Below are 25,054 nucleotides of genomic sequence, written 5' to 3'. Positions count from 1 at the left end.
CCGCTCTGCAGGTCAGATCGACTGGCCGGTCTTGGCCCAGTCGGCGAGGAAGCCTTCGATGCCCTTTTCGGTGAGGACATGCTTGAACAGCCCCTTGATGACCGACGGCGGCGCGGTCATCACGTCGGCGCCGATCTTCGCGGCCTCCAGGACATGAATGCCGTGGCGCACGCTCGCCACCAGGATTTCGGTGCCATAAGCATAATTGTCATAGATCAGCCGGATGTCGGCGATGAGCTGCATCCCGTCGAAGCCATTGTCGTCGTGGCGGCCCACGAAGGGCGAGACGAAGGTCGCGCCCGCCTTCGCCGCCAGCAGCGCCTGCGTCGCCGAGAAGCAGAGGGTGACGTTGACCATCGTGCCGTCGCTGGTCAGCGCCTTGCACGTCTTGAGCCCGTCGATCGTCAGCGGCACCTTGATGCAGACATTGTCGGCGATCCGGCGGAGAATCTCCGCCTCCTTCATCATCGTTTCATGGTCGAGCGCGACGACCTCGGCCGACACCGGGCCGTCGACGATGGCGCAGATTTCCTTCGTCACTTCCTTGAAGTCGCGCCCCGACTTGGCGATCAGCGACGGGTTGGTCGTCACCCCGTCGAGCAGCCCGGTCGCGGCCAGCTCCTGAATGTCGGCAATCTCGGCGGTGTCGGCAAAGAATTTCATGGGACCGTCTCCTGCAAGGCGGAATGAAAGGGCGTTTTTCCACCCGCAGCGGCGAACCCGAAACTCTCGAGCACATCCTTGCCGCAAAGTTTCACGATGGTCATAATATCTCTTGCCCTTGGTCCGGAATGCGGCTCGCGAGCAAATCGCGGGCGGCCTTCATCCCGCGTTCCACAGCGACATCGATCGACACTTGTCCGCCCATGAGTTGCGCGATCACCTCGCCTGCAAGCGTATCCCCGGCGCCCGTCGTATCGTGAGCCCGTATGGCATTGGCTGGCAAGACCCGCCGACCGTCGGGACCGTCGATCAGAACACCTGCACTGCCGAGCGTTTCGATGATGACCTGATTGTCGGGTCTGGATCCCTCGAACGCCGCTTCGATGAATTCCCGCTCGCTCGCATTGCAAAATATGAGGTTCGCGCGCTGTGCGAGACGGGCGCGGAGGTCGGACGGATAGGAGGGAAGATCAAGCTTTGCGATCCAACTGAGCGGAATTGCAGGCGAACAGATTTCAACAATCGCCCTCGTGGCTGCAGGCGGTCCCACCGCAACGCACATATGCTCGGCCTCACGAATGATTTCGACCTGCCTTTCGGACAGGCGTTCTCCATCGCCAGATCCGGTATCGAGAAGGCAGCCATAATCTCCATCCGGGCGATAGACCAGGATGCAGCGCGGCGTTTTGGTCGCTCGCTGGCGATCGATCGCATCGCAGCATATCTGTGACCTTTGACAGGCCCGCAGATAATGGCCGCCATCGCCATCATCCCCGACCCAGGTCAGCGCGAATGCACGGTGCCCGGCAGCCGCGATCCTGCGAGAGGCATAAAGAGCCGCCCCACCAGCCCTCGGCCATGCCCCCGATACGCCGAGCTCGCCGAAAACGGTTCCGGTGCCGTAAAAGGATTCGGCAAGCTGAACGACATAGTCGAGCGTCGCATAACCGGAAACAACGACCTTTTTGGGTTCCATAACCTCAAACTCCGCTGAGCAATTTAGGGCCGTGCGCGAACGCTCAGCGGGGCGTCGCCGAGATAGCACGGCCGGACGGGATCGATAAGCGCAACATTGCGCCGACCGCCCCCGGAACCGCCGAACGCGCTCGCCCGCGAAAAGCCTTTCGTCCCCCGTTCACCATGGCCCCATCCTTTCCATCCGAGGCTATAATGAAACGTTTCATTCTATCTGTCAAATATCGGCAAAACCCAGCGTTGTCGAAAATATCAGGCCGATTCGCGCGTGATCAGGTTGATCCCGAAAACGACCCGGCGGCTGCTTTCGTCCTCGCCTTCGATCCTGCGCAGCAGGGCGTCGACCGCTTCTGCCGCCATCTCGTCCACCGGCATCTCGATCGTGGTGAGAGCGGGGGTGCAATGCTCGGCCCACGGGATATCGTCAAAGCCGATGATCGCGCATTGCTGCGGGACCGCGATATCGGCTTTGCGCATATGTTTGAGGACGCCGATCGCGATCAGATCGGCGCCACAGAACACCGCGTCGGCGGCGCGACTCTCGAGCGCTTCGATGACGCTTCCGCTCAACTCGGGCGAGAAAGCATTTTCGACGAAAAAGGCCAATGCTCCGGCCCGTTCGGCCACATCGCGGGCGGCTTCGCAGCGATCACGCATACTCTTCACGTCCATGGGGCCGGCAATCACGCCTATCCTCTCATGACCACGCGAAACAAGATATTCGGCTGCAAGGCGCCCCCCTTCCGCATAATCGGCCTGGACGCACTCAAACCCAGCCACCGTCCGGTCGATGACGATGATCGGCAAGTCCTTCGCCACGGCGCCGATGCTGTTTTCATCGTTGACCGGAAACCACACGATGCCGTCGACGCCGCGATCGACCATCTGGCGGACGATCTCGGCCTCTTGCGCCTGATCACCCTCGCTGTCGGTAACGAAGACGCTATATCCATTGGCCCGCGCTCTTTGAACGATGGATTGGATCAGACTGGGGAAAAATGGGTTGGTCATGTCCGGCACGACCACCCCGATCGCCCCGGTTTTTCCCGTTCGCGTTGCCCGCGCGGCAAGATTTTGCCGATAGCCGAGTTCCTCCGCAACCTTGAGAATATGGGCGCGCGTATCTTCGCCCAGCGAACCGGTGCGATTCACCGCATAGGAAGCACTGGCAAGCGATACGCCCGCCGTTTTAGCCACATCCTTCAATGTCGCCCGTTTCCTTGCCAACGATCTTTTCCCTTTCCACACCCGCGTTTTGCCGTTGTTTATCCGAAGCGTTCGGCTATATCCAGTGAATGATAATGAAACGTTTCATAGGAGATTTTCCGTGAATGTCGCCGTGCTGGGAAGCCTGAACCTCGACGTCGTGTTTCGCTGCGAAGCGCTCCCAATCCCGGGGCAAACGCTCCTCTGCGACGACTTCGCGACCGGCCCCGGCGGCAAAGGGCTCAATCAGGCTGTCGCGGCACGGCGCGCGGGCGCCGAGACGAGCTTGCTCGGCGCGGTCGGTGCCGATGCCAGCGGTGACGCGCTGCTGAGCTTTCTCAAGCGCGAAGATATTCTCACGCACGGGGTCGTAACCCTTGCCGATGCGCCGACCGGGGTTGCTCATATCGTCGTCGACCGAGACGGCGAAAATTCCATCATCGTCGCGAGCGGCGCCAACCGGGCCGTACCCGCGGATCGGTTGGCGACGGCAGGTTTGCAGGCGCTTGTCTGGCTCGCCCAACTCGAAATGGATATCGAGGTTGTAGGAGGCTTCCTGCGCGAAGGTCGGCAGGCAGGGGCAAGAACCATCCTGAACGCGGCACCGGCAATCGAAGCAGCCAGGAGTCTTTTCGGGGACGCCGACCTTATCATCGTAAACGAACATGAATTGGCGCAATTCAGCGGTGTCCCCTGCCCTGCCGGCAATGACGCGGCGATCGAGCAAGCCGCGCGCAAGCTCATGGTGCGCGATGATCAGATACTGATCGTCACCTTGGGAGCCAAAGGCACGCAGCTTGTCGATTCCAGGTCATCCTTTCATGTTGCCGCCGCTCCCGTGGTCGCCGTCGACACAACAGGTGCCGGGGATTGCTTCTGCGGCGTGCTAGCGGCAAGCTTGGCGCAGGGAGCGTCCGTCCCCGATGCCGTCCGCCGCGCGAATGTCGCCGCGGGCATTGCAGTCGGGCGGACCGGCGCCGCACCCGCCATGCCGCTGAAAGACGAAATCGAAGCCGTATCGAACGGCTGACAATTCGTCCTCGGCGTCATGCCGGCTGTGCGATAGGGGCGCTGTTTCAGTATCCCCAACCTAAAATCCAGATTGGCGGCATGCTTGATTCAAGGACATGGCATGGCTCCTGAAGCGCGTTCGGATGGCAAGGAGCGGGCGAAGGATCGACGCTGTTTGCACACGACATGATCGCCGAAGCGGAGTTTGCTTGCCATCTTTGGCATCAAGACATATGAAACGTTTCACGAATAGCCGCCGCATATTCGAAACGAGCGGCAAAACGCCTCGGAGCAGGGAGACGATATGCCATATGCCGACTTTCTCCGCGGGTGCCTGGGCCTGCTCATATTCCTTGCGATCGCGTGGGCCCTTTCGGAGAACCGGCGTGCAATTCACTATCGCGCCATGGCTGGCGGGCTCGTTGCGCAGATTTTGATCGCGCTGTTGCTCACGAAGGTTCCCGAGGTAGTCGATGCACTGGGCAGCGTCGCACACGGCGTCGACCATCTGCAGCGATCCGCCGAAAGCGGTGCGATGTTCGTTTTCGGCTATCTCGGAGGCGGCCCCCAGCCGTTCGTCCGGACCAACCCCCAGGCGTCCACCTTCATCTTTGCCGCGCAGGTGATACCGGCCGTTCTGCTGGTCAGCGCCCTCGCCGCGCTGCTTTGGCATTGGGGGCCCTTGCGCTGGATCGTGCGCGGTTCGGCCTGGCTCTTCGGCAGACTCTTCGGCGTCAGCGGACCGGTGGGCGTATCGACGTCCGCCTGCATCTTTCTGGGCATGATTGAATCGCCGTTGCTCGTAAGACCGCTGCTGCCGCGCCTCTCGCGCGGCGAGTTCTTCATCATCATGGTCGATGGCCTGTCCGTGATCGCCGGATCCTCGATGATCCTTTTGGGTGCCATGCTCGCAGGCAAGATTCCCAACGCCTTCACCCACCTCCTCACGGCCTCGCTGATCAGCACCCCGATGGCGATCACCATGGCCCGGATCATGATCCCCAGCGAGGTCGTGCGCTCATCCGAGCGCATCCCGCTCGAGAGCAGCTACAAGAGCAGCCTCGATGCCATGACTCACGGAACGATCAATGCGGTGCGGATCGCCGCCTATGTGGTCGCCCTGCTGATCGTATTCGTCGGCTCGATCACTATCGTGAACGCGCTGCTGGCCCTCCTTCCCCACCAAGGGGCGCCTATCACGCTCACGTCGATCTTCGGGGCGCTGCTGGCTCCCGTGGCCTGGCTGATGGGTGTCCCGATGAGCGATCTGCAGACCGTTGGCGGCCTGCTCGGCACCAAAGTGACGCTCAACGAGGTTGTCGCCTATGGTCAATTGGCCGACCTGAAGCCCGGCACGCTGACCGAGCGCGGCACGCTGATCGCCACCTATTCGCTGTGCAGTTTCGGAAATTTCGGCAGCGTCGCCATCCTGATCGGCACGCTCACCGCCATGGCACCCGAAAAAAGCGACGAAATCGTCGATCTCGGCCTCAAGGCCTTGCTCGCGGCCTTTCTCACCACCTGCATGACCGGCACGATCGTCGGCTTGCTCAGCATTCTATTCTAGGAGCCTTCATGTCTGCCAAACCGAGCTTCGTCGCTTTCACGGGTGTCGATTCCGCAATGCTCATCAGCGATATGCAGACGCTGTCGCGGCACTATCCGATCGAATGGGGCATATTGATCGACGATGCGAAATCGGATGATCCGCTTTTCGCCGACGTCGATATCCGTGCGCGCCTTCTCGAATCGTCCGGGCTTCGTTTTGCCGCCCATGTTTGCGGCGAACAGGCTGGCCTGATCGCGAACGAGCCGGACCATGCAACGATCGACCTCACCCGATTTCAGCGTCTTCAGGTCAATCACGGCTTTTCGGGCAGTTCCCTGCAGCAGGTCGAAAACTGCATAGGTTTCGGACGGTCGCGGACGATCCGAACCATGCTGCAAGCTCTCGACCGTTTCCCCGACGACACACGGCTGGATTGGCTCTTCGACACATCTTTCGGCACGGGAAAAACACCGGACGCCTGGCCCCCTCTGCCCGCCACCTCGGGTCCATTCTGCGGCTTTTCCGGCGGCATCCGTTCGGAAAATGCCCGCTCCGTCGTCGATGCGATCGCAGCGCCGGAAGGTGCGCAATATTGGATCGACATGGAATCGGGCGTTCGCACCGACGGCCGGTTCGACCTCGGCAAATGCGAAGCCGTCTGCCGCGCCGTGTTCGACTGAACGGCCCGATGCCGACATCATCAGGCGAGAGCGGAGTTCCGATGGCGACCGAAGACACAAAGACGGTCATCCTGGATACCGATCCCGGGATCGACGACGCCATGGCGCTTCTTTACCTGAGCGCATTACGGAGCGTCCGGTTAGCGCCGCGAAGCACGGCGTCGTCGGCGCCGTGCGCTCGGCGTCGCAGAGCTTTGCGCGGCGCGGACTGCGGGTCAATGCGATCTGTCCGGGGCCGGTCGCGACCGCGATCCTCGGCGTGACCGATCAGGCGCCGCTCCAGCCCGCGGACGCGCTCGCGCTTCCCGGCGCCGATGGCTTGCTGCTGCCGCAGCATATCGCCGAACTCGCGCTGTTTCTCGCAAGCCCGCGCTCGGGCGGGATCAACGGGCAGGAAATCATCGCCGACGCGGGCTTCCTCGCCAGCTATCCGCCGATGCCCGAATGAACCGGCGGGCGCGTCAGTCGCGCTCGACGCGGATGCGGCTGAGCCGGGTCCTGGCGATCAGCCAGCGCCCGCGCGCCTTGCGATAGCAGTCGTGATAATGGCCGAAGCCGTGGTGCGAGCGACCGGCAAGGTCGCTCCCTTCGCCCGCCCAGAAATGGTCGTCCATCGCCCATATGCCCTCGGCATCGCGCGCGCCGGTGAAACGAATCTCGAAGCTGTGGACATGATGGACCGTCGTGGCGTGCTCGAGCGCGGCGGCGACTCCTGCCACGAAGGCGTCGGCGCCGGTGGTCAACAGGGATTCGTCCGTCTCGCCCGGCATCTCGCGGAAATCGCCGACCATGTCGTCGGTCAGCAGGCTGCGCAACAGAGCCCAATCCTTGGTATCGAGCGCGCGCAGGTAGCGCGCCTTGAGCAACCGGATTTCCTCGATTGCGGCGAGATTGACGGCTTCGGTCACAATTTATGTCCTCTCCAGGAAGGCGGCTCGGTAGGCCGCGAAACGCTGTTCGACATCGGAGCGGACCAAGCCGAAATCTTCAAGGGCATATTTATGCGGCGCGCGATCTTCGCGCTTGTTGGCCTCGACCCATTCGGCCATCCCCGCCCGAACGTCCGGCGTTACCTCAACCCCCGCAGCTTCGAGCACGCGCGTGCCCTCGCCGATCGGATCGCTGAGCAGATCGGCGTAGCGAACGTCGATGAAATTCTGTCCCCCGACCTGGCTGCGCACCGCCATGAAGCGTTCGAGCAGTTCGGCAAGCCGCGACGTTGAAGCGCAGGCGGCGGTCGAACAGCTCGCTCTTGAACCCGATCTCGTAGGAGGTGAGATCCTCGGGATCGAAACCGTTATTGTCCGCCGCACGCGCGTTGAAGCCGCCCGCCTTGTAGCCCGTGCTCGCACGGACATAGGTCATGATGTCGTCGCTCCAGTTGGCGAAGACGCGCGCGCTCATGCCTGCTGGCTCGACACGGCGACGACTTCGCCCGCCATATAGGAAGAGAGGTCGCTGGCAAGGAACAGCATGACGTTCGCCACCTCCCATGGCTCGGCATAGCGGCCGAAGGCTTCCTTTTCGGTCAGTTCCTCGAGCAGCCCCGGCGGTGTTACCTTCGACAGCGATGCGTGCATCGCGAGGCTGGGCGACACCGCGTTGACCCGCCCCTCGCCGACCAGGATCGGCAGCAGCACTTCTGCGACATATTCGTCGGGGACGCGAGCTCCCAGCTTGGGCGCGACGCGAGGAACGGAGGCTTTATTCAGAATTTCAAGGCGATAGCATTTCTGCGTAAGAACCCGAATGAAGCCGGTGGCCAGATGCACCGGTTTCATCCGCATGGGCTGATAGCCAAGCGCGGCGCCATGGATGCGCCGCTGCGCCGCGGCGGATTCGCGGTTCGAAGGGGTCGAGGCGTCAGTCATGAGCGCGCACCGATTCGAACATCTTGCGGTCGGGGCTGAGCCCGATCTGGAGAACCTGCATATGTTCGAGGTGAACCGACCATATGGTGTCGCCAGCGCCTGCTCGATCCTTGGTCAGCGTTTCGAGAAACGCATCCAGGCGATGCATTTCGCGCTCGGGGACGAGCTTGCGCGGAAGACCCCGGCCAAGTCGGCGCAGCGTGCGAAAGAGCGGGTAATCGATGCGCAACCGTGGCCCCCCGTCAGCCAGCGCGAGCATCAGGTGATCGCCGAGGAAGGTGAATGCGCCCGTGGTCGTCGCAGGAAGCCTCGGTATCTCGAGTCGGAGATCGTCGGCAGCGATCCGCTCGCTCGCGACGTAAGACCGCGACGGCTGCTCGTGAAAGCGATGCCCAGACCAGAGGTAGAGATGGTGCTCGCGACCGGAAAATCGCGGCGGACAATAAGCAGCATTGATTGCATCGACGATCATGCGGACTGATTGGCGCCCGGATTGGACGCCGACCAGAAGCATCATGAATTCTGCCGCTTCTGGGTCTCCGAGCTCAAGCGCTGCATCCCCCTCGGCATGCTCGAAATAGAAGGCGCGCTTGAGCCATGCGAAGACCTGACTGTCGAGGCGCGGTTGGGGCGGTACCGGGGGTGCCGCCATATACCAGCCCCCGGCAAGCGCGCCCTGCCCAGCTTCGAGCTCGCTATCCCATTTGGGGTGGCTGCAGGCGGCGGGATCGAGCGAGCGGGAAAGCATCCCCCCGGCGGTCAGCGCCGGATTGGCGAACAGCGCCTCGAAATACCAGTCGGCGCGGCTGTAGTCACGGCTCGTTCCGCGCCCGGTGACCATGCGCGCCGCAAGAATCCACATTTCGCGTACAGTGACGCTAGGCTGTCCTGCTCCCGCTCTTTCACCGCTCGCCGCGGCGAAGCGCGATGGCGATTGACTATTCGTTCTTATTTTGTTCCCTTGCCGGAGCTATGTCCCGAGTCGATGATGAAACCCTTTCGCTGCACCTCGAAGTGGCGCTTTCCACGGCCCCGCCTGCGCTGCTCGATGGCCTGACCGATTCCGATCGTCGCCGCCGCCATGCGGCGGTTGGGCAGATTGCGCGGCAACTCGTGGATCGCCTGCGCTGCTTCGAGATTCGCAGCGATGACGATGCAGGGCCGGTGGGCGCCCAGGCGTGCCTGTTCCCGAATGACCTCGGTCCCATCGGCCGAACCGGCTGAGCATACTTTACCAACTTAACGGGATTGACGGATTTACAATTCATCGCCATGTTGGGTCGACAGGAGACTCACCATGGGAAATGTGAAGCCCATCCCCACGCGCGAGAAAGCGCAGCGCGCCGGCAGCGGACAGCTCGTCCTCGGCAAGTCGCGTGCGAAGGCGGGTAATCTCGCCGTCGCGATCGCGCCAGAAACGCTCGCCACCCTTTCCCCGATGGAGGCCGTGGTCAAGGCGGTCGTGGAATCGCTCGGTCGCGGGATCGCCCGGTCACGGAAAAGCGGCCGATCGGGCGGCTTCACCGTCGTCATCGACGCCAAGGGCAATCCCGAGATCGCGCCGCTGCCGCAAGAGGATGCGACGGCTGCTCCGCTCTCCGAAGAGGATGAGCGCGAGCAGGCTTTCGCCCGCGCGCGCGATCGCGGACGTATTCGCGCGGCCGAGATACTGAGCGGCGACGACATGCTGAGCGCCGACGACATGGCCGAACGCCTCGGCGTCTCGCGCGTGACCGTGAATGCGCGCCGCCAGCGCCATGAGCTGCTCGGGCTCGACGGTGCTAAGCGCGGGTTCCGGTTCCCCGATTGGCAGGTCGACGACGACGGCAATGCGATCGAGGCCTTGCCGCGGCTGTTCGAGCTGCTCGGCCCGAGCCCGTGGGGCGTGTATCGCTTCCTCACTCAGCGGCATGACGTGCTCGGCGGTGCGACCGCCAGGGATGCCTTGCTGCGCGGCCAGGCCGACAAGGTGCTCGACGCTGCCGAAAGCCTTGCGCGAGGCGATTTCTCCTAGTGACGGGTTCGCCGCCGACTCCCGATTTTGCCCGCGTCGATCTGGTCCTTGCGCCGATCGACGTCGGCGAGATTTTCGGCCGCATTCACCGCAAGGCGTATCCCGATCCGCTCGGCTTCGGGAAAAATGCGACGCGGTTCAGCGACCCGCGCCGCCGCAAGCCCGAAAATCGCTTCGGCGTTCTCTATCTCGGGGCATCGCTCAAGGTCTGTTTCGTCGAGACGATCCTGCGCGATCGGCGCGATGGACTTGTCGGCGAAATCGAGATTGCCGAAAGCGAGCTGACCGATCGCCACTATTCGGAAATCTCGGTCCGCGAGCAGTTGCGCCTCGTCGACCTTGGCGATGACGGCCTGTTGCAGATGGGGATTCCGACCGACGTTGCCCGTGGCCGTAATCAGGCGCTCGCGCGCAAATGGTCGGTAGCGATCCACGAGCATCCCGCGGCGGTCGACGGGATCGTCTATCCCTCGCGGCTCAACAACGAAACCAATCTCGCCATCTACGATCGTGCCGTCGCCAAGCTCGCGGCGAAAGACATATATGATCTCGACCGGGCGCCGGGGATCGGAGCGGTGCTCGATCGCTTCGAGGTCGCGTTCACCGACGCCGCGCCCAAGCCATAGCCGACCGATCGCACCCATTTCCTCGGCTCCGATGTGGAAAGGCCTTGACGATGACCGACAAACCGCAGGGCAAGGATGGACCCGTCGAGATGGGCGCTGCCGGTGCCGAATGGCTGGTGACCAAGTTCCCGGCGGACAAAGCCGAACGCGAGCAACTCGTTGCCGACCTCTTCGTCAAGGGCTTCGAGCGCTGGGTGGCGGGCGAGAGCGAGCCGTCGCTGAAGCCGTTCGGGCCGCCCAAGCAGAATGCCGAGAATGATCTCGACTTCACGATTTCGACCGGGCTCGGCGACAAGCTGATGGAGCTGGCGGAATTTGCCCCGCTCGCCGAGCATGGCCCGAAATTCGAGGCCGCGCCGGAATCGCTCCCGCCCCAGGAAAAGGGAAAGCTTGCGGCCGCGCTCGTGGAGAAGAAGTCCGGGCATCAGGGCGGCGAGAACCGCTTTCTCCTTCTCTATGTCACCGAACAGGGTTTCTGGCTCGATCCCTTCGCGATCGAATGGGTGCGCCGCCTGCTGACCGCCAAGCCGCCCAAATTCGAGCGGGTCTATTATGTGTCGATCCATGGCCTGACCGATGCGTCGGTGTCGGAAATCTATCCCGGCCAGCCCAATCGCCATTGCATTGGCATGACCGACGAACAACTCGCGGGAATGAACGTAAGGCTCCCGCATCCGCGCGAGCTGATCCGCGCAAAGGGGATTGTTCGCTTGAGGCCGGACAAGGCGTGATCTTCAGCCTCCGTCCGCGTCGCCGCATTGCCATGTTGCCAATCATGCTGGGCATTGGGAGCGCAGGGATGTAGTCTGAGCGTCTCGGACGCTGCGATCGGGCGGCAATCGATCGCCACGCTCGAAAAGAGAGATGGAAGCGCTTTGACTGGGATCCTCGCAATGAACCTGCCAGTTGTCTATCAGCCGAGTGCCGTGCCCGATGCTGACGACACGATGCGTCTCATGCTGCTCGCGATGGACGTTTCGAGAAAGGCGAAGAAGCCCGGTCTCGCGGACATCGACGAATATTGGGATTTCTGCCGGGCGGCCGATGACGGACCGGCGCGGCCTTCATCGACCTGACGGATGTCTCCGCGCTGCCCCGAGAATACCTGCAATTAATCCGCGCAGATCGCCGACCGTCAGCCGATCGCAATAGGACTCGCATATGGATGAGAATCTGCGCATCGCGCTTCAATTGCTTGTCGAGAAAGATGACGAAGGCGTGTTGTTCGATCGCCTGGCCGACATGGAGACGTGGCGATCCGAGGAACTGGAAAACGCCCTCGATGTCATTCGCGCCGCGCTCGAAGAGGCCGTCTCCCCATAGGAGCCTTATCCGGACGATATTCGAGGCACTTGCACGGGCTTACGAAATGCTCGGCCCGCTGCGCTGGCGGCCGATCGTCCAGTTGATCCCGCCGTCACGCATGATACCCGACACCGGCTTTCCGATATGGCGCTCGAGCACCGGACGCCATGGCACCAGCGTAAAATCCCGCGACCGCTCGATGAGCGCGTGCCGCCCGCTCGCCATGTCGACGGCGCGGACCAGGCGCCCGTTGACCTGCTCGTTCGGCCGCACCTCCGCGAACGGAACGCCCAGCTCGTCCGATAGCTGACCGGCGACCCGCAGGAGCTCGCGCCGTTGCAATGCCGCGAGCATCCCGCGCCGATAGACGGTTCGGCCGTCCTGCTCCTCGGCAAGCTGTTCGGCGACCAGCCATTGCCGCCGCGCCGTCTGCGCGGCGCGTACCTCGCTGCCGAACCCGGCATCGCGCACCGGCGTCGGCGTCTCCGCGACCAGCTCACGATCGAGCCAGGTCGCGGCCTCGGCCGACGGCAGCTTGTCGAGCGGCAGCGCCGACAAGGTTTCGATGGCAACGGGATGGTCGCGAAGTTGCTTGGCCTCGAACCGCTCCACCCTGGCAAGGTGGTCGGGCGCGATGATCCAGCTTCCATCGGGTTCGCGCTCGGCGACGTGCGACGCTTTCCGCATCGCTTCGAGCCGGCGGACATGGGTTTCGGCGAAGCGTTCGCTTGCGGTCGCGTCGTGCCGCAAATGCGCGTCGATCGTGTAGCGCCCGTCATTGGTCGCCGCGACCTCGGCGACCGAGCGATCGACGGGCCGGACGCCGCCGCTGCGCGGCGCGATCTGGACAATCGCGTTTTCGGGGATCGGATCGACCAGTTCGCCCTTGCCGATCTCGGCATAATGCGTGCGGCCATCGATACCGTCGACCAGCAGATAATGCCGGTCGTTATACTCATCGGCGAGCCCGCGCATGATGACGCGCCCGACGATCGGCGCCGCACCTTCGGCGGTGGGGTCGTAGATGGCGCGATCGGCGGCGGCCCGCTCCACGTTTCGCGCGGTCAGCTCGCGCTGCATGGTGCGGATGATGTCGCCGCGCTCGCCGATGCGGCGCAGCGTGCCCGAAAGGTCGGGAGCGAGCCGCCAGGTGTCGCCGCCGATATGCGAAGCGAGGCCCATGCGACCGAGCTTCTGCAGGCGGCCGACGCGAAGCGATTGCTGGAAGGGATCGGCATCGCTCGCGCTGACGAGACGCGCGGTCCCCATGTCGCGGATCAGCCGCCGGTCGATCGCGGTCAGCCGCTCCGCGCCGGTGTCGCTGCGAAGCCGCTCCTCAATCTCGAGGTCGGTGCGCGGGCCGAGGTCGAGGTTCGCGATCTCGATCGCGCGCTGGCGCGCGCCATGCGAAATATACTCGCGCGCGATCAGCAGATTGTCGCCGCGATCGTTCACGCCGCGCACCACGATATGCGTGTGCGGATGGCCGGTGTTGAAATGGTCGACCGCGACCCAATCGAGCTTGGTCCCTAGATCCTGCTCCATCTCGCTCATCAACCGGCGCACGAACGGCTTGAGGTCGGGATATTGGTCGCCGTCCTCGGCCGACACGATGATCCGGAATTGCCTGCGGTCGCCGTCGCAGCGCTCGAGGAAGGCTTTGCTATCGGCCGCGTCCTTGTCGGCCGAATAGAGCTGGCCGGGCTCGCCTTCGCGGGTCACGCCGTCGCGCTGGATATAGCGAAGGTGCGCCTTCGCCCCGCCCATGCCCTTCCCGCCAAGTCCGACGGGCCGTATCTTGACGATGCAGCGGCGCGACCGGAACGCGCCCAGGCGGTCGCGCGATCGCAGCACCCGTGCGACGCTCGCGCCGCGGCCGATCCGGCTGCCGTCAAAGCGGCCGCGCCTGAAATGGTCACGGCGATGCACATGCCGGTCAAGGCCCATCCGGTCCTCATTGGTCTCACTCCATAGCAACGCGACGGAGCGGCGATCCCGGGCGCACGCTCTGTCTTTCAGCCGGCATCCGCGAGACTAGCGCCGCGACGCGCGTGTGCAACCATCGCGCGCAGCAGCGCCCGGCGATGCGGATATCGGGGTCCGATGCATCTTGGGGCGGGGGACGCGGTGAATCGCTGTATCGCGTCCAGGTTCATGCGGACTCGCGCAACACTCCGGAGCGCGGGGACGACCGTCGGTTCGGCCGCCCCTTGCTGGCCCGTTCCGCCATGACCCGTCCCGGCCGCGGGAGCGTTCGTAGCCGGCCGCTCCCGCGGTTCTCGCATCCCACGCGCCGCGCGCGCCCGAGGGTCGCCGCACGCTATCACCGCCCTGCCGGCTCTGGTCCGCGAGATTTTGCCCGGCGAGTGCGGATATCCGCGGTTCGCGCATCTTGTCGGCGGGCGCGATGCGCGCCTGCATCTGGAGACGGGCCGCACAGGCGGTCCGCGCCAACCTCGCGGCCGTAGCCGCAAAGGTGGTGGTTCCTGCCGTCGGCGGGGACGATGCGGCCGATTTGGCAACCTGCCCGCGGGTGCTGACCAGCCGTCTCCCGATGCGATCCAAGTGAAAGGACATCGGATGACCGACCAGGCCCTCCCTACCATCGACGATATCCGCGCTGCCGCGGCGCGCATGGGCGATGCGATCATGCGCACCCCCTGCCTGCCGAGCCTGACGCTTTCGCGGATCGCGGGCTGCGATCTGTTCCTGAAGTTCGAGAACCTCCAGTTCGTCGCCAGCTTCAAGGAGCGCGGTGCGCTCAACAAGCTGCTGACCCTTACGCCGGACGAAAGGAAAGCCGGCGTCATCGCGATGTCGGCGGGCAATCATGCGCAAGGCGTCGCCTATCATGCCGCCCGGCTCGGCATTCCGGCGACGATCGTCATGCCGCGCGGTACGCCGATGACCAAGATCGGCCGCACGCGCGAGCATGGCGCGATCGTCATCGTCGATGGCGCGACATTCGAGGAAGCGACGGCGATCGCTGCCGATCAGGCACGCGCGTTCGGGCTCACGCTGATCCATCCGTTCGACGACGCGCAGGTGATCGCCGGGCAAGGCACGGTGGGGCTCGAAATGCTCGAGCAAGCGCCCGAGATCGACACGATCGTCGTGCCGATCGGTGGCGGTGGGCTGATCGCGGGCATTGCCACGGCGGTGAAAGCGCTGGCGCCGCATGTCGACGTTGTCGGAGTCCAGGCCCTCGCCTATCCCTCCATGCTGCTCGCACTGGCCGGCGAAGGAGATGTGACCACAGCAGGTCCGACGATCGCGGAGGGCATCGCGGTCAAGAAGGCCGGCACCCTCACGCGCGAGGTTGTCCGCCAGCACATCCGCGATATCCTGCTCGTCGACGAAGGCGCGATCGAACAGGCGGTCGCACTCCTCCAGTCGGTCGAGAAAACAGTGGTCGAAGGCGCTGGCGCGGCCGCGCTCGCCGCCGTGTTGTCGCACCCGGAGCGGTTCGCCGGGCGAAAGGTCGGCATCCCGCTGACCGGCGGTAATATCGACAGCCGCATGTTCGCGAGGGTGATCATGCGCGATCTCGTGCGCTCGAGCCAGCTCATGCGGTTCGACGTGCCGATTTCGGACCGCCCCCGTGCGCTTGCCGAGATCGCGACCGCGCTCGCGAACGAAGGCGCGAACATCGTCGATGTGAGCCACGAGCGCCTCAGCCTCGCGCTCAACCCGAAGGGCGCGGCGCTCGATATCGTCGTGGAACTAACCGATGCCGCGCATGGCGAGGCGGTGATCGTAGCTTTGCAGGCACAGGGGTTCGACGCCTGCGTAAAGCGCGCGGGATGAGGCATCGAGGGATGCCACAGGTCGAGCGCATCGCCGCGTCGCGCGGTGCCCCCGCCTCAACGGTTGCATTACCGCCCCCGGTTCGGCCTACCAAATGGCGCTCCGGTCCGGTCGCGCATTTCGACCCATTTCACCGCAGGAAGCCGGTCGAGCCGGCGGAGCATCACAGTCGACGGGAGGGCACGTCGACCGTCGAAAGTCATGTTGATTGCGAGCGCTCGCCCGTCGTGCTGAAGCTCGATATCGACCGGCGGCAACCCGGCGTCCCTCAGTGCGTCGAGCACACACCCGCACAGCGTCGCGACAGGCGTCGCCTCGATGTGCAACAGGACGATCCGGTCACGCGGAATCTTGGCGCTGGCTGCTGCATCCTGATCAGACACGGGCTATGCCAGCACGCTCATCGACGCGAGGGGTATCGGGGGACGCTCGAACGCGAGAAACGCAGGATCTACATTGGTGTCGAAGTCGCCTCGCGCCCCTGTGATCGCCTGTGCCAGGAGGCTGCCGATCGCCGGCGCGAGCTTGAACCCGTGGCCGCTGCATCCGTTGGCGACGAACAGGCCAGGAACCGGCGTCGCGCCGACGATCGGGTGCATGTCGGCGCGGTTGATCGTGTAGAGGCCGCTGTAGCCACGCACCGGTCCGCGAATATCGTCAAGACGGAGCCGGTGCTGGAGCGCGTGCAGCTTGGCATGAATGAACGCATCGTCGGCATAGGTCGCAAAAGCATCGGGATCGTCGATTGCCTCGCGCTCATCCTCTTCGAGCACCGAACCGATAAGAATCTGCTGCCCGCGGTTCTGCGGACGGAAATAGATGCCGCCCGGCATGTCGACGCACACCGGCAATTCCCCCCGCACCGAAGCCGGACGATCTATATGGACGATCTGGATGCGCGTCGGCTCAAGCGGCCAGCGCCCGAGACCTTCGCGCGCAAGAAAATCTGTGCACCAGGGGCCGGCCGCCATGATGGCCTGACCACAAGCGATTGTATCGCCACCCGCGAGCCGAATGCCTGCGACTGCGCCGCCGTGCATCTCGACATCTGCGACGGGCGCACGAAAGCGGATCTCGACGCCCTCGCGTCGCGACGCGCGGATGATGTCCTGAAGCGCGTCGACGGGGTCCATGTAGCCGCCGTCGCATTCGAGGAGATGGAGGCCGCCGCCGCGGCAATCGTGCGCCGTTCCGCCGACGAGGTCGGGCGCGACGATGCACGGATTGAGCGCGGGATAGCGCTCGCCAAGCGCCTGATCGTCGATCGTCTCGGTGCGAACGCCGAGCGCACCGAGTCGGGCAACCTCGTCACGCGTCCAACCGGCCTCGCTCGTCATCCAAAGCACGCCGATGTCGTGGAAGCGCGCGAAGGGTTCGGCTGTCCCGAGAAATTCGCTCCAGCGCCGGTACGCACCGATCCCCGCCTGCGCGAGCGCCACGGTCTCTGCATGCGAATAGCGGAACCGGCACACCGCGGACGACGCGCCGGTCGATCCCTCACCGGGGCCCTCGCCCTTGTCGAGCACCACGACGCGAAGGTTCGAGCGCCGTGCGATCTGGTAGGCGGCGCTCATGCCGATAATCCCGGCGCCGATGATGACGATGTCGGCTGACTTGCCCATAAACTTCCGGCTCTCCTCCCCGTGCTCGCCTTCCTGCCGACCGGCAGACGCACGAAGGCGTCGCCCGCTCGGCAAGCGAGTCATAACATAGACTAGTCTATGATTTGTAGAGAGCGCAACACTTTTGGCACGTCACTGGCACGCTCGCGGGGATCAAGTTTTACCGGGAGGGTCGCCCACAAGAATTTCGCGATAGAGTGCGCTCAGCGCACGCCGCTGCTCGGCGGTTTCCTTGATCTCCATGGCCTGATAGCCGACCTGGTGGAAATAGGTGACGCGGGCGCGAATGAAGGCGCGATCCTCGTCATAACCGAAGCGCAGGAAGATTCGCTTCAGGAGCGCGATGCGCAGATCGTCGACGCGGCGTACCGCCGCCGCCGCCTCGTCAGCTCCATGCGCCCACGCGCGGACCGCCGAGTCATAGATTGGATCATAGGCGGATTCGGTCATCCAAGTTTCGAACAGTGCATCGAACTGCGTGTCGGGATCGCCGCCCGCCGATTCCACAGCCTCGTAGATCGGCCCGCTGTTCGTTGCCTCCCAATGCTCGAGCAGCGCCGCGAGCAGTTCGCGGCGATTCTTGAAGTGATGGTAGAAGCTGCCGGTGGTCACTCCGAGCTGTTTCGCGAGCGGCTCGACCTTCACCGCGTCGATACCCTTGGCGACAAGCGCGTCGCGCGCCGCATCGAGCCAGTCGCCGCGTTCGCGCTTGGGCGCCTTGTCGGGCCTTTTGGGCCGCCTAAGCGGTGCCGGTCGCTTGCGATTATTGGACTCGGCGTCGGCCATCGATTCCCCTCTTGTCACAAAACATAGACAGCCTTATGGTTTGATTCGGCCGCGATACCAATTCGTAGAGAGGGCGGTCGGTCGGCGCCAGTCTTTGTTCATCCGAAGCAAAGCGGCCCAGGGGAGGAGAGGCAGGATGAACCGTAAGACGAAGATTTGGCTGCTATGTTCGGCGGCGCTCACAATCGGCATCGCGACGCCAGCGGCTGCGCAGGACCAGCCGCAGACACAGCCCGCGCCGACAAAGGCAGCGGCGGATGATCAATCGAACGACATTGTCGTAACCGCGCAAAAGCGGTCCGAGCGCCTGATCGATGTGCCGCTGAGCATTTCCGTCGTTAGCGCCGAGGACATCAGCAAGCGCGGCCTCGTCTCGTCGGAGGATTATCTTCGCGGCCTGCCCGGCGTGAACCAGGGCGCGGAGCAATATGGTCAGGCCATTGTCATCCGTGGCATCGAATCCTCGCCGTCGTTCGAGAACGCCAATTCGGGCACCACTGTGGCGACCTACTTCGGCGAAACGCCGACGTCGAGTTCGGGCGGGCTCGCGGGGGCGAGCAACATCGACATCAAGCTCGTCGACATCGAGCGCGTCGAAGTCCTGCGCGGTCCGCAAGGCACGGCGTTCGGCAATGCATCGCTCGGGGGGGCGGTGCGAACGATCCCGGTGGCGCCCGATGCGAGCGCAGTGGCGGGCATGGTCGGCGGCGGCGTCTCGACCACCGAAGGCACCGGATCCACCAACTATCAACTGCGCGGCATGATCAATATCCCACTTGTCACCGACAAGGTCGCCGTTCGCGCGGTCGCCTACGACTTCATGGACAGCGGCTATTACCGCGAGCGCGCCGGCTCGAATTCGGCCTTCAAGGCCGGGCTGGCGAGCTTCGGGATCGACGGCCAGGCGGTCGACGAAGACCATATCGGCGAGCAGCGCGTGACGGGCGGGCGTGTCGCGCTGCTCGTCCAGCCGAGCGACGCGGTGAAGCTCACGGCGACGTTTTTGCGGCAGGTCACCAACATCGATGGCTTCGGCGTCGCGAGCACCGGAAAATTCTGTCCGCCGTCAGCACCAATGGCGCATATTTGAGGTTGTGATTTAAGGAGGATTTGGGCTTCGTCGTAGTGACGAAGGAACGAAGATGAAGCCCAAATCCTCCTTGAAAAAATCGGCGCCGAAGGCCCCAGCTGAGCGGGTGGTGAAGGACATACGGCGTGCGACGCGCCGGCACTTCTCTGCAGAGGACAAAATCAGGATCGTGCTGGAGGGGCTGCGCGGCGAAGACAGCATCGCCGAGCTGTGCCGCAAGGAAGGCATCGCCCAGAGCCTGTATTACACCTGGTCGAAGGAGTTCATGGAAGCGGGCAAGCGTCGTCTGGCCGGCGATACCGCCCGAGCTGCGACCACCGGCGAGGTGCACGACCTGCGCCGCGAAGCCCGTGCCCTGAAGGAATGCGTGGCCGACCTGACGCTGGAAAACCGTCTGCTCAAAAAAAGCATGATCGCGGATGGGGGCGACGAAGAATGAGGTATCCCGCATCTGAGAAGCTCGAGATCATCAGGATCGTCGAGCAGTCGCATCTGCCCGCCAAGCGGACGCTGGACCAGCTCGGCATCCCCCGCCGGACCTTCTATCGATGGTATGACCGCTACCTCGAAGGCGGGCCGGAGGCGCTGGAGGATCGGCCATCGGCGCCGAGCCGGGTGTGGAATCGCATCGGCAACGATATCCGGGACCAGATCGTCGAGATGGCGCTGGAGACGACCGAGCTATCCCCTCGCGAACTGGCGGTGCGGTTCACCGACGAGAGGCGCTACTTCGTGTCGGAAGCCACGGTTTACCGCCTGCTCAAGGCCCATGATCTGATCACCAGTCCGGCCTATGTCGTGGTCAAGGCCGCCGATGCGTTCCACACCAAGACCACCCGACCGAACGAGATGTGGCAGACCGATTTTACCTACTTCAAGATCATCGGGTGGGGCTGGCTGTACCTGTCAACCGTGCTCGACGACTTCTCACGCTACATCATTGCCTGGAAGCTGTGCACCACCATGCGGGCCGAGGACGTCACCGACACGCTGGACCTCGCCCTGGCGGCTTCCGGATGTGACAGCGCCACGGTGCTGCACAAACCCCGACTGCTCAGCGACAACGGCCCGAGCTACATCGCTGGGGAACTGGCCGAATATATCGAGGCCAACAAGATGACCCATGTCCGCGGTGCCCCGATGCATCCGCAGACCCAGGGCAAGATCGAGCGCTGGCACCAGACCCTCAAAAACCGCATCCTGCTCGAAAACTACTTCCTGCCTGGCGAACTTGAAGCCCAGATCGAGGCCTTCATCGACCATTATAATCACCGCCGATACCACGAGAGCCTCGGCAACGTGACGCCTGCTGACGCCTACTTCGGCAGGGCACCCGCCATCATCAAACAGCGCGAAAGGATCAAACGACAGACTATCGAATATCGGCGCTTGCAGCACCGAAAGCTCGCCGCCTAATATCAATCCCAAGACGAGGCCCGCTCTCCGCTAATTTACGCCACGAGTTGCGCCAAATGTTCTGACGACGGACAATCGCGAGGTTGCCAACAACCAGAACTTCGATCGCTGTGGCTACTATATCCCCGAGCGGAACGTGATCCTGCACAGTCTATTTTCGGATGCCAATATTGCGGAGCGCCTCGCGGTATACCAGCCCGTCGGAGAGTATGCGATCGCCAGACTCAACCCGGTGAACGACGCGGCCTATTGCGCCTCTCTTAATTCGCTTCGCGATCGGCACTGGGACGATCACGGCCGCTGGCGTGATCCTACCTATATGTCGATCCGCTACTTCGACATCATGGTGCAGGCGGCGGCATGTCAGGGCGTGGCGTGGCATATGTGGCTTTATTATATTCCGTCGCTCGTCGAAGAGATCACGAAAATTTATGATTTGGTAGAATCCGAGACACCGCAATTCGGCGAATATCGGACACGCGCAAGCTACCTCCTGTACGCAGCATTCGACGCGCTTTCCGACTGGGTCCAGCTGGCCGCCAAAGTCCCAATAGGGTCGCAGCATGCCGAACCGGAAAATGACCGGGTGGACCATGACAATGGCAATATCCCGAAGTCCGCTGCGCTCGCTCTCGGGATTGCGTTGCGTCGCGTGATCCCTTCGGACCGAGTTGATTATGAAACAAAGGGCAATCTGCTCGAAGTAGCAATCCGGGCTTTTCGCGACCTTCCGCGCGAGGGAGGGCTCGGCCGACTACGGCAGGTGACCATCTCTTCCATTGCCAAGGGCGGCCTCGTGGGTGCAGGCGCCGATTATGAACGGACACTCTCGGATCTATACGGGGAAATCGATCGCCCTTGGCAAAATGATCTGGGTGATTTCGAACAGGCGATCGGTTATCAACGATGGCCTCACCAATTGCGATGACCTGCCAGCGTGGGCCTCCTAAACGGATGCTGGCCGTCTGGAGACAGTCCGGTTTCCGGCTCAGGTTGTCGAAACGAGACGTTCGCTGTTGCTATTTCACTTGGCGATGATCCGGCAGCAACTGCAGGTAGCGAGGTCTCGGTGCGGGGTGCTAGCTGGCCCCGAGACGGCGACGTAGAGTCTCCCAGCTAACTGCATTACATACATCGTACTGCGCATCCCGCTGACTGTCCGACCGGTCGGTTTAGCGTGACATTGCCACTGAGCTTGCTAGCTCGGTTGAGCGCCCTCCATGATCGCGGGCAGCTCGCATTCTACGGCAGCATGTCGGATCTTGCCGAGCGGCGTGCATTCCTGCGGCACCTCTCATCCGTTCGGAAGAAGCGCTGGGTCGTCTATGCCAAGCCGCCGTTCGCGGGCCCCGAGGCCGTGCTCGCTTACCTCGCGCGCTACACCCACCGCGTCGCCATATCGAGCAGCCGCCTCCTTCGCTTCGACGAGGCCGGGGTCACCTTCCGCTACAAGGACTACCGCAAGGCCGGCGCCGGACGGCAGCAGGTCATGACGCTCGCCGCCGACGAGTTTATCCGCCGCTTTCTCCTCCACGCCCTGCCGCGCGGGTTCCACCGCATCCGCCACTATGGTCTCCTCGCCAGCGCACGCCGCAAGGACCATCTCGAACGCGCGCGCCGCCTGCTCGATGTCGCACCTCCGCCGACCGTCGAGCCCGCCAACGATGCAGAGCCCCGACCGACCTGTCCGTGCTGCGGCGGCATCATGATCATCATCGAAGTGTTCGAGCGCCGCTATCAGCCCCGCGCGCCGCCACCGCTTGCGGTCTCATCCGGGATACCGGCGCCGTGACCCGGCACGGCCTGGCACCGACACGATCCAGCGCGCACCCGCGCCTGGAAGCGGACCCGCTCGCGCCGGTGCTGCCCAATAGCAGACGCCGGAACCGCAAAATCGGACGGTCCGACTTTCAGCGTCCGCTTTCGCGATCTAAATTCAGACGGTCCGATCTCAGATACGTCCGATTTTGGGCAGCAACGTCCAGCACCATGACCTGCGCAAAACAGTTTTCCCCATAGCTCGGCTCATGATCACCGCGGTTCGGGCACCGAAGACTTTCTGACGCCTCCCGGCGTCTGAAACTCTCAACGGTTGCAGACCGTCCGCTCTTGGCACTCGATCGCGAATAGCTGCCGTTTAGGCCGATCAAACTGAACCGCCTTGCTAATTCATCTTGGCCGACATACGCGTCTTCGAACCGGGGCGAAGCAACCTCCCGGACAAGCGCAGCGTGCGCTCAAGCGTTGCCTTTTGATCTCTGCTACGCGGGGATGAGGAGGTTTGTTTGAAGCGCTTTTCTCTCCCAGTCTTGCCGCTCGTTGCTATCCCGATCTGCCGGATCAAATCCTTCACCGGCAGCCCCATCTCCGCCTGCTTCAAAACAGACACGATCTGCTCCGTGGAAAATCGCTGCTTCGTCATCGACGAACCTCCTCTTCAAGGAAAATCCGCCGGAAATACTAACATTACGTCTGGACCACTTTGGCCGTTTCACCTCAAAGGAGCTTTCATCCATCCACTCCTGTCGGGATGCAGCAGGGAGATGAGCGAGTCCCGGCACGGACACTCCCACGGGAGAGGTCATCGGAAACGAAGTAGGCCCCTTCGAATTGCCCCCCGGTCCCCGACACATCGATGCCGCATTGATCCCGCACAGAGAAGAGCTTGTGGCTGCGTATCATAGCGCTCAGTGAAATCGATGCAGTGCAGTCAGGCTCGACGCGTGGTCTGCGGCCCCGGCAAGCCGGCGAGCCCGATCGGCAATAGCATGCTCGACTGCGCCTCCCCTGTTCCGGGGGTTCCGCGTGAGAAGGTTCCGCAATATGACCACATTCGATCGACAGTCCGGGGGCCGGTCAATTGAGCAATGGGAAGATTCTCTCCATCCTGCCGGCGCTTGGCTTGTGTCTCGCCGGCCCGGCTTTATCGGCAGCCGAGCCATGTAGGTCTGTCCGAATTGAGCGCCCGTCACAGGGCGGCGAGGCCCGGGCGATGCGGCCCGCGCCACCTAATGCGGCCGACTGCGTGGCGGGCGTGCCCTTGACGGTAGAGCAGGGCGCGACTCTTTGGCGATGCGCCGTGGAAACGCCCGACGGGCAGGAGCCGATGTGGGACAAGTGGACCGACGCGCTGCTGCTGGTGCGCGACGGCGAATGGACACGTGCCTGGCAAGACAGCGTCATGGCGGGCCGATATGATGCCTATCATGTGGCGACCGCCGATCTCGACGGCGACGGAACCATGGAACATATCGTCGCGACCTGGAATGCGCAGGGGAATGGACTGGGCATAAACCACTGGACGATAAGGGTCTTTTCGCAGTTGTGGGACGAGATCGGCCTCTATCCGGACGTGCAGGACTGGGGGCCGTCCTCCATCGTCGCAGCGCCTTCATATCGGGCAGGCTGCGACCTTGCGATCACCCGCTATGTCGAGGCGGGCGGGGATCAGGAAGAGTCCGGTTCGACGATTCTGGAAGCCCGTTTCGTGCGCATGACCGCGGGGCGCATGGTCAACGCCACGGACCGCGAGCGCTTGCGCAAGCGACTCACGACGGCTTTTCAGCGCCAGCGCGAGGCGCATTTCGAGCGGTCCGGCGATGACATCGAGGGCGATGCGGCCGGGTGGTTGGAGGATGAGAGCCCGTGACGAGGATGACGGCCACTACTGCCTGCTTAGCTTGCCTGTGGGCTGCAACCCCCGTTCAGGCCGCACCCGCCCCCGCCTCGGCGGCAGACATGGCGTTCTTTGCCGGGCGATGGGCGACCGGTCCGGCGCCTGCGGACAGGTTTGAGACGCTGTCCACGCGAACGCCGGACTGCGCGCGCGCGGTTCGGATCGAGGCAGGCCCCAGCAATGAAGTCGTTCGCTCCGTAACGCGGGGCGATGGGACGAAATCGACAGCGCGTTTTCGGGTGATGCAGTTCGCAGGCAATCATCCATGGTGGCCGGTCGAGGGCGGCCCCGGTCCCGTCGCGCGCAAAGTGGATGCCGACAGCTTCGACCTTGCGCCGACGCAGGTTGGCCGCGCAGACTGGGCACGGGCGATCCGCCATTATCGCTGCCCTGTGGCGGTTGATTGACGTACCGGTCAATCCGCGACCAGGCGAACCCCCGCATAAAGGCAAACGGCGACCAATAACGCGGCCATGATGGCGAACCACGCTATCGACGTCCAATAGGCGGCGGGCTGCCGTGCACGCTCGATGGGTCGGCGTCCGACCGCGATCAGCCCGTCGCCCATAGCGTCCAGCAGATAATATCCCAGAAAGATGCTCAGCGGCCCGGCGAGAAGGATCGCCCACCAATATTGAACGCGCGGCTGTTCTGCCAGCCATGCTATGAGCAGATAGAGCGCCATACCCGACGGCACGATGATCGCCGCCGTCCGGGCAAGGCTCCACCAGACCGAAGACCTGCCATTCACCCGGAG

Annotated in this window: 29 protein-coding genes and 2 pseudogenes; 17 read left to right on the top strand and 14 right to left on the bottom strand. The window is 63.5% G+C overall.

Features of this window, described 5'->3' with window-relative positions; all coding sequences use genetic code 11:
• Window positions 1-12: 12 nt before the first annotated feature.
• The 3 genes from fsa to ACVENA_RS06470 all read right to left on the bottom strand — a co-directional run bounded on the left by fsa (window position 13) and on the right by ACVENA_RS06470 (window position 2,886).
• Window positions 13-663 carry a fructose-6-phosphate aldolase gene (gene fsa / locus ACVENA_RS06480; protein ID WP_449328089.1) on the bottom strand — a complete coding sequence of 217 codons (651 nt, stop codon included), beginning with the start codon at window positions 661-663 and terminating at the stop codon, window positions 13-15.
• Window positions 664-763: 100 nt separating this feature from the next.
• The gene (locus ACVENA_RS06475; protein WP_449328088.1) at window positions 764-1,708 is read right to left on the bottom strand and encodes a carbohydrate kinase family protein; all 945 of its coding nucleotides are present in this window, start codon (window positions 1,706-1,708) and stop codon (window positions 764-766) included.
• 182 nt (window positions 1,709-1,890) lie between these two features.
• Complete coding sequence (locus ACVENA_RS06470) at window positions 1,891-2,886, bottom strand: LacI family DNA-binding transcriptional regulator (protein ID WP_257549438.1); 996 nt, start codon at window positions 2,884-2,886, stop codon at window positions 1,891-1,893.
• A gap of 79 nt (window positions 2,887-2,965) precedes the next feature.
• On the opposite strand from ACVENA_RS06470, the gene ACVENA_RS06465 reads away from it, so the two are divergent.
• The 4 genes from ACVENA_RS06465 to ACVENA_RS06450 all read left to right on the top strand — a co-directional run bounded on the left by ACVENA_RS06465 (window position 2,966) and on the right by ACVENA_RS06450 (window position 6,532).
• Window positions 2,966-3,874, top strand: coding sequence for a ribokinase (locus tag ACVENA_RS06465; RefSeq protein ID WP_449328087.1), 909 nt, complete (start codon window positions 2,966-2,968; stop codon window positions 3,872-3,874).
• Window positions 3,875-4,159: 285 nt separating this feature from the next.
• Window positions 4,160-5,422: a NupC/NupG family nucleoside CNT transporter gene (locus tag ACVENA_RS06460; RefSeq protein ID WP_449328086.1), complete on the top strand. Its 1,263-nt coding sequence runs from the start codon at window positions 4,160-4,162 to the stop codon at window positions 5,420-5,422.
• Window positions 5,423-5,430: 8 nt separating this feature from the next.
• A complete protein-coding gene (locus tag ACVENA_RS06455) occupies window positions 5,431-6,084 on the top strand; it encodes a hypothetical protein (RefSeq protein WP_257549432.1) in 654 nt (217 codons plus the stop codon).
• Window positions 6,085-6,256: 172 nt separating this feature from the next.
• Window positions 6,257-6,532, top strand: a complete 276-nt coding sequence (locus tag ACVENA_RS06450; RefSeq protein ID WP_449328085.1) for an SDR family oxidoreductase — start codon at window positions 6,257-6,259, stop codon at window positions 6,530-6,532.
• Window positions 6,533-6,545: 13 nt separating this feature from the next.
• Here the strand turns inward: ACVENA_RS06450 and ACVENA_RS06445 are convergent, their stop codons facing one another.
• From ACVENA_RS06445 to ACVENA_RS06425, 5 genes are read right to left on the bottom strand one after another with little or no spacing between them, the layout of a single operon-like run.
• Window positions 6,546-6,992 carry a nuclear transport factor 2 family protein gene (locus ACVENA_RS06445; protein ID WP_449328084.1) on the bottom strand — a complete coding sequence of 149 codons (447 nt, stop codon included), beginning with the start codon at window positions 6,990-6,992 and terminating at the stop codon, window positions 6,546-6,548.
• 3 nt (window positions 6,993-6,995) lie between these two features.
• The gene (locus ACVENA_RS06440) at window positions 6,996-7,271 is read right to left on the bottom strand and encodes a hypothetical protein (RefSeq protein WP_449328083.1); all 276 of its coding nucleotides are present in this window, start codon (window positions 7,269-7,271) and stop codon (window positions 6,996-6,998) included.
• Window positions 7,159-7,449, bottom strand: a complete 291-nt coding sequence (locus ACVENA_RS06435) for a TonB-dependent receptor domain-containing protein (protein ID WP_449328901.1) — start codon at window positions 7,447-7,449, stop codon at window positions 7,159-7,161. Before ACVENA_RS06435 ends, ACVENA_RS06440 begins: the two co-directional genes overlap by 113 nt.
• 35 nt (window positions 7,450-7,484) lie before the next feature.
• Entirely contained in the window at window positions 7,485-7,955 is a 471-nt protein-coding gene (locus ACVENA_RS06430) for an SDR family oxidoreductase (RefSeq protein WP_449328082.1), read from the bottom strand.
• On the bottom strand, window positions 7,948-8,796 hold the full coding sequence (locus ACVENA_RS06425) for a hypothetical protein (protein ID WP_449328081.1): 849 nt from the start codon (window positions 8,794-8,796) through the stop codon (window positions 7,948-7,950). The genes ACVENA_RS06430 and ACVENA_RS06425 overlap by 8 nt, the downstream gene beginning before the upstream one ends.
• Window positions 8,797-8,882: 86 nt before the next feature.
• Between ACVENA_RS06425 and ACVENA_RS06420 the strand changes: the two genes are divergently transcribed.
• The 6 genes from ACVENA_RS06420 (at window position 8,883) to ACVENA_RS06395 (ending at window position 11,918) form a co-directional block, all read left to right on the top strand.
• Complete coding sequence (locus ACVENA_RS06420) at window positions 8,883-9,179, top strand: hypothetical protein (protein WP_449328080.1); 297 nt, start codon at window positions 8,883-8,885, stop codon at window positions 9,177-9,179.
• A gap of 73 nt (window positions 9,180-9,252) precedes the next feature.
• On the top strand, window positions 9,253-9,969 hold the full coding sequence (locus ACVENA_RS06415; RefSeq protein ID WP_449328079.1) for a hypothetical protein: 717 nt from the start codon (window positions 9,253-9,255) through the stop codon (window positions 9,967-9,969).
• Window positions 9,969-10,595: an RES family NAD+ phosphorylase gene (locus tag ACVENA_RS06410; protein ID WP_449328078.1), complete on the top strand. Its 627-nt coding sequence runs from the start codon at window positions 9,969-9,971 to the stop codon at window positions 10,593-10,595. The genes ACVENA_RS06415 and ACVENA_RS06410 overlap by 1 nt, the downstream gene beginning before the upstream one ends.
• A gap of 50 nt (window positions 10,596-10,645) precedes the next feature.
• Entirely contained in the window at window positions 10,646-11,326 is a 681-nt protein-coding gene (locus ACVENA_RS06405) for a hypothetical protein (RefSeq protein WP_449328077.1), read from the top strand.
• A gap of 162 nt (window positions 11,327-11,488) precedes the next feature.
• The gene (locus ACVENA_RS06400; RefSeq protein ID WP_449328076.1) at window positions 11,489-11,671 is read left to right on the top strand and encodes a hypothetical protein; all 183 of its coding nucleotides are present in this window, start codon (window positions 11,489-11,491) and stop codon (window positions 11,669-11,671) included.
• 85 nt (window positions 11,672-11,756) lie between these two features.
• Window positions 11,757-11,918 carry a hypothetical protein gene (locus ACVENA_RS06395; protein ID WP_449328075.1) on the top strand — a complete coding sequence of 54 codons (162 nt, stop codon included), beginning with the start codon at window positions 11,757-11,759 and terminating at the stop codon, window positions 11,916-11,918.
• Window positions 11,919-11,957: 39 nt separating this feature from the next.
• On the opposite strand, the gene rlxS is transcribed toward ACVENA_RS06395, so the two are convergent.
• A complete protein-coding gene (gene rlxS, locus ACVENA_RS06390; RefSeq protein ID WP_449328074.1) occupies window positions 11,958-13,829 on the bottom strand; it encodes a relaxase/mobilization nuclease RlxS in 1,872 nt (623 codons plus the stop codon).
• 651 nt (window positions 13,830-14,480) lie between these two features.
• On the opposite strand from rlxS, the gene ACVENA_RS06385 reads away from it, so the two are divergent.
• The gene (locus tag ACVENA_RS06385) at window positions 14,481-15,707 is read left to right on the top strand and encodes a threonine ammonia-lyase (RefSeq protein ID WP_449328073.1); all 1,227 of its coding nucleotides are present in this window, start codon (window positions 14,481-14,483) and stop codon (window positions 15,705-15,707) included.
• A gap of 68 nt (window positions 15,708-15,775) precedes the next feature.
• On the opposite strand, the gene ACVENA_RS06380 is transcribed toward ACVENA_RS06385, so the two are convergent.
• From ACVENA_RS06380 to ACVENA_RS06370, 3 genes are all read right to left on the bottom strand, one after another.
• A complete protein-coding gene (locus ACVENA_RS06380) occupies window positions 15,776-16,090 on the bottom strand; it encodes a hypothetical protein (protein ID WP_449328072.1) in 315 nt (104 codons plus the stop codon).
• A 3-nt stretch (window positions 16,091-16,093) separates the two neighbouring features.
• On the bottom strand, window positions 16,094-17,329 hold the full coding sequence (locus tag ACVENA_RS06375) for an NAD(P)/FAD-dependent oxidoreductase (RefSeq protein WP_449328071.1): 1,236 nt from the start codon (window positions 17,327-17,329) through the stop codon (window positions 16,094-16,096).
• Between the two features lie 153 nt (window positions 17,330-17,482).
• Window positions 17,483-18,115, bottom strand: a complete 633-nt coding sequence (locus tag ACVENA_RS06370) for a TetR/AcrR family transcriptional regulator (RefSeq protein ID WP_449328070.1) — start codon at window positions 18,113-18,115, stop codon at window positions 17,483-17,485.
• Between the two features lie 136 nt (window positions 18,116-18,251).
• Between ACVENA_RS06370 and ACVENA_RS06365 the strand changes: the two genes are divergently transcribed.
• The 4 genes and pseudogenes from ACVENA_RS06365 to ACVENA_RS06350 all read left to right on the top strand — a co-directional run.
• Complete coding sequence (locus ACVENA_RS06365; protein WP_449328069.1) at window positions 18,252-19,205, top strand: TonB-dependent receptor plug domain-containing protein; 954 nt, start codon at window positions 18,252-18,254, stop codon at window positions 19,203-19,205.
• A 52-nt stretch (window positions 19,206-19,257) separates the two neighbouring features.
• Window positions 19,258-20,621, top strand: a protein-coding gene (locus ACVENA_RS06360; RefSeq protein WP_257546647.1) for an IS3 family transposase whose coding sequence is annotated in 2 segments (ribosomal slippage) — window positions 19,258-19,605 and window positions 19,608-20,621 — 1,362 coding nt in all. Because the reading frame shifts where the segments join, the coding sequence is not laid out codon by codon here.
• 136 nt (window positions 20,622-20,757) lie between these two features.
• Window positions 20,758-21,549 carry a hypothetical protein gene (locus ACVENA_RS06355; protein WP_449328068.1) on the top strand — a complete coding sequence of 264 codons (792 nt, stop codon included), beginning with the start codon at window positions 20,758-20,760 and terminating at the stop codon, window positions 21,547-21,549.
• Between the two features lie 270 nt (window positions 21,550-21,819).
• Window positions 21,820-22,413 (top strand): annotated as a pseudogene (locus ACVENA_RS06350) (IS91 family transposase); the annotation flags it as partial.
• A 528-nt stretch (window positions 22,414-22,941) separates the two neighbouring features.
• Here the strand turns inward: ACVENA_RS06350 and ACVENA_RS06345 are convergent.
• A pseudogene (locus tag ACVENA_RS06345) lies at window positions 22,942-23,043 on the bottom strand (transposase); the annotation flags it as partial.
• A 438-nt stretch (window positions 23,044-23,481) separates the two neighbouring features.
• Here ACVENA_RS06345 and ACVENA_RS06340 point away from each other — a divergent pair.
• Both ACVENA_RS06340 and ACVENA_RS06335 read left to right on the top strand, forming a co-directional pair.
• Entirely contained in the window at window positions 23,482-24,270 is a 789-nt protein-coding gene (locus ACVENA_RS06340; protein WP_449328067.1) for a hypothetical protein, read from the top strand.
• A gap of 266 nt (window positions 24,271-24,536) precedes the next feature.
• Entirely contained in the window at window positions 24,537-24,704 is a 168-nt protein-coding gene (locus ACVENA_RS06335) for a hypothetical protein (RefSeq protein WP_242777713.1), read from the top strand.
• 8 nt (window positions 24,705-24,712) lie between these two features.
• Here the strand turns inward: ACVENA_RS06335 and ACVENA_RS06330 are convergent, their stop codons facing one another.
• The gene (locus tag ACVENA_RS06330; protein ID WP_449328066.1) at window positions 24,713-25,048 is read right to left on the bottom strand and encodes a hypothetical protein; all 336 of its coding nucleotides are present in this window, start codon (window positions 25,046-25,048) and stop codon (window positions 24,713-24,715) included.
• Window positions 25,049-25,054 lie beyond the last annotated feature (6 nt).

Source organism: Sphingopyxis sp. 550A, assembly GCF_053569535.1.
This window is presented reverse-complemented; position numbering and strand designations above follow the sequence as displayed.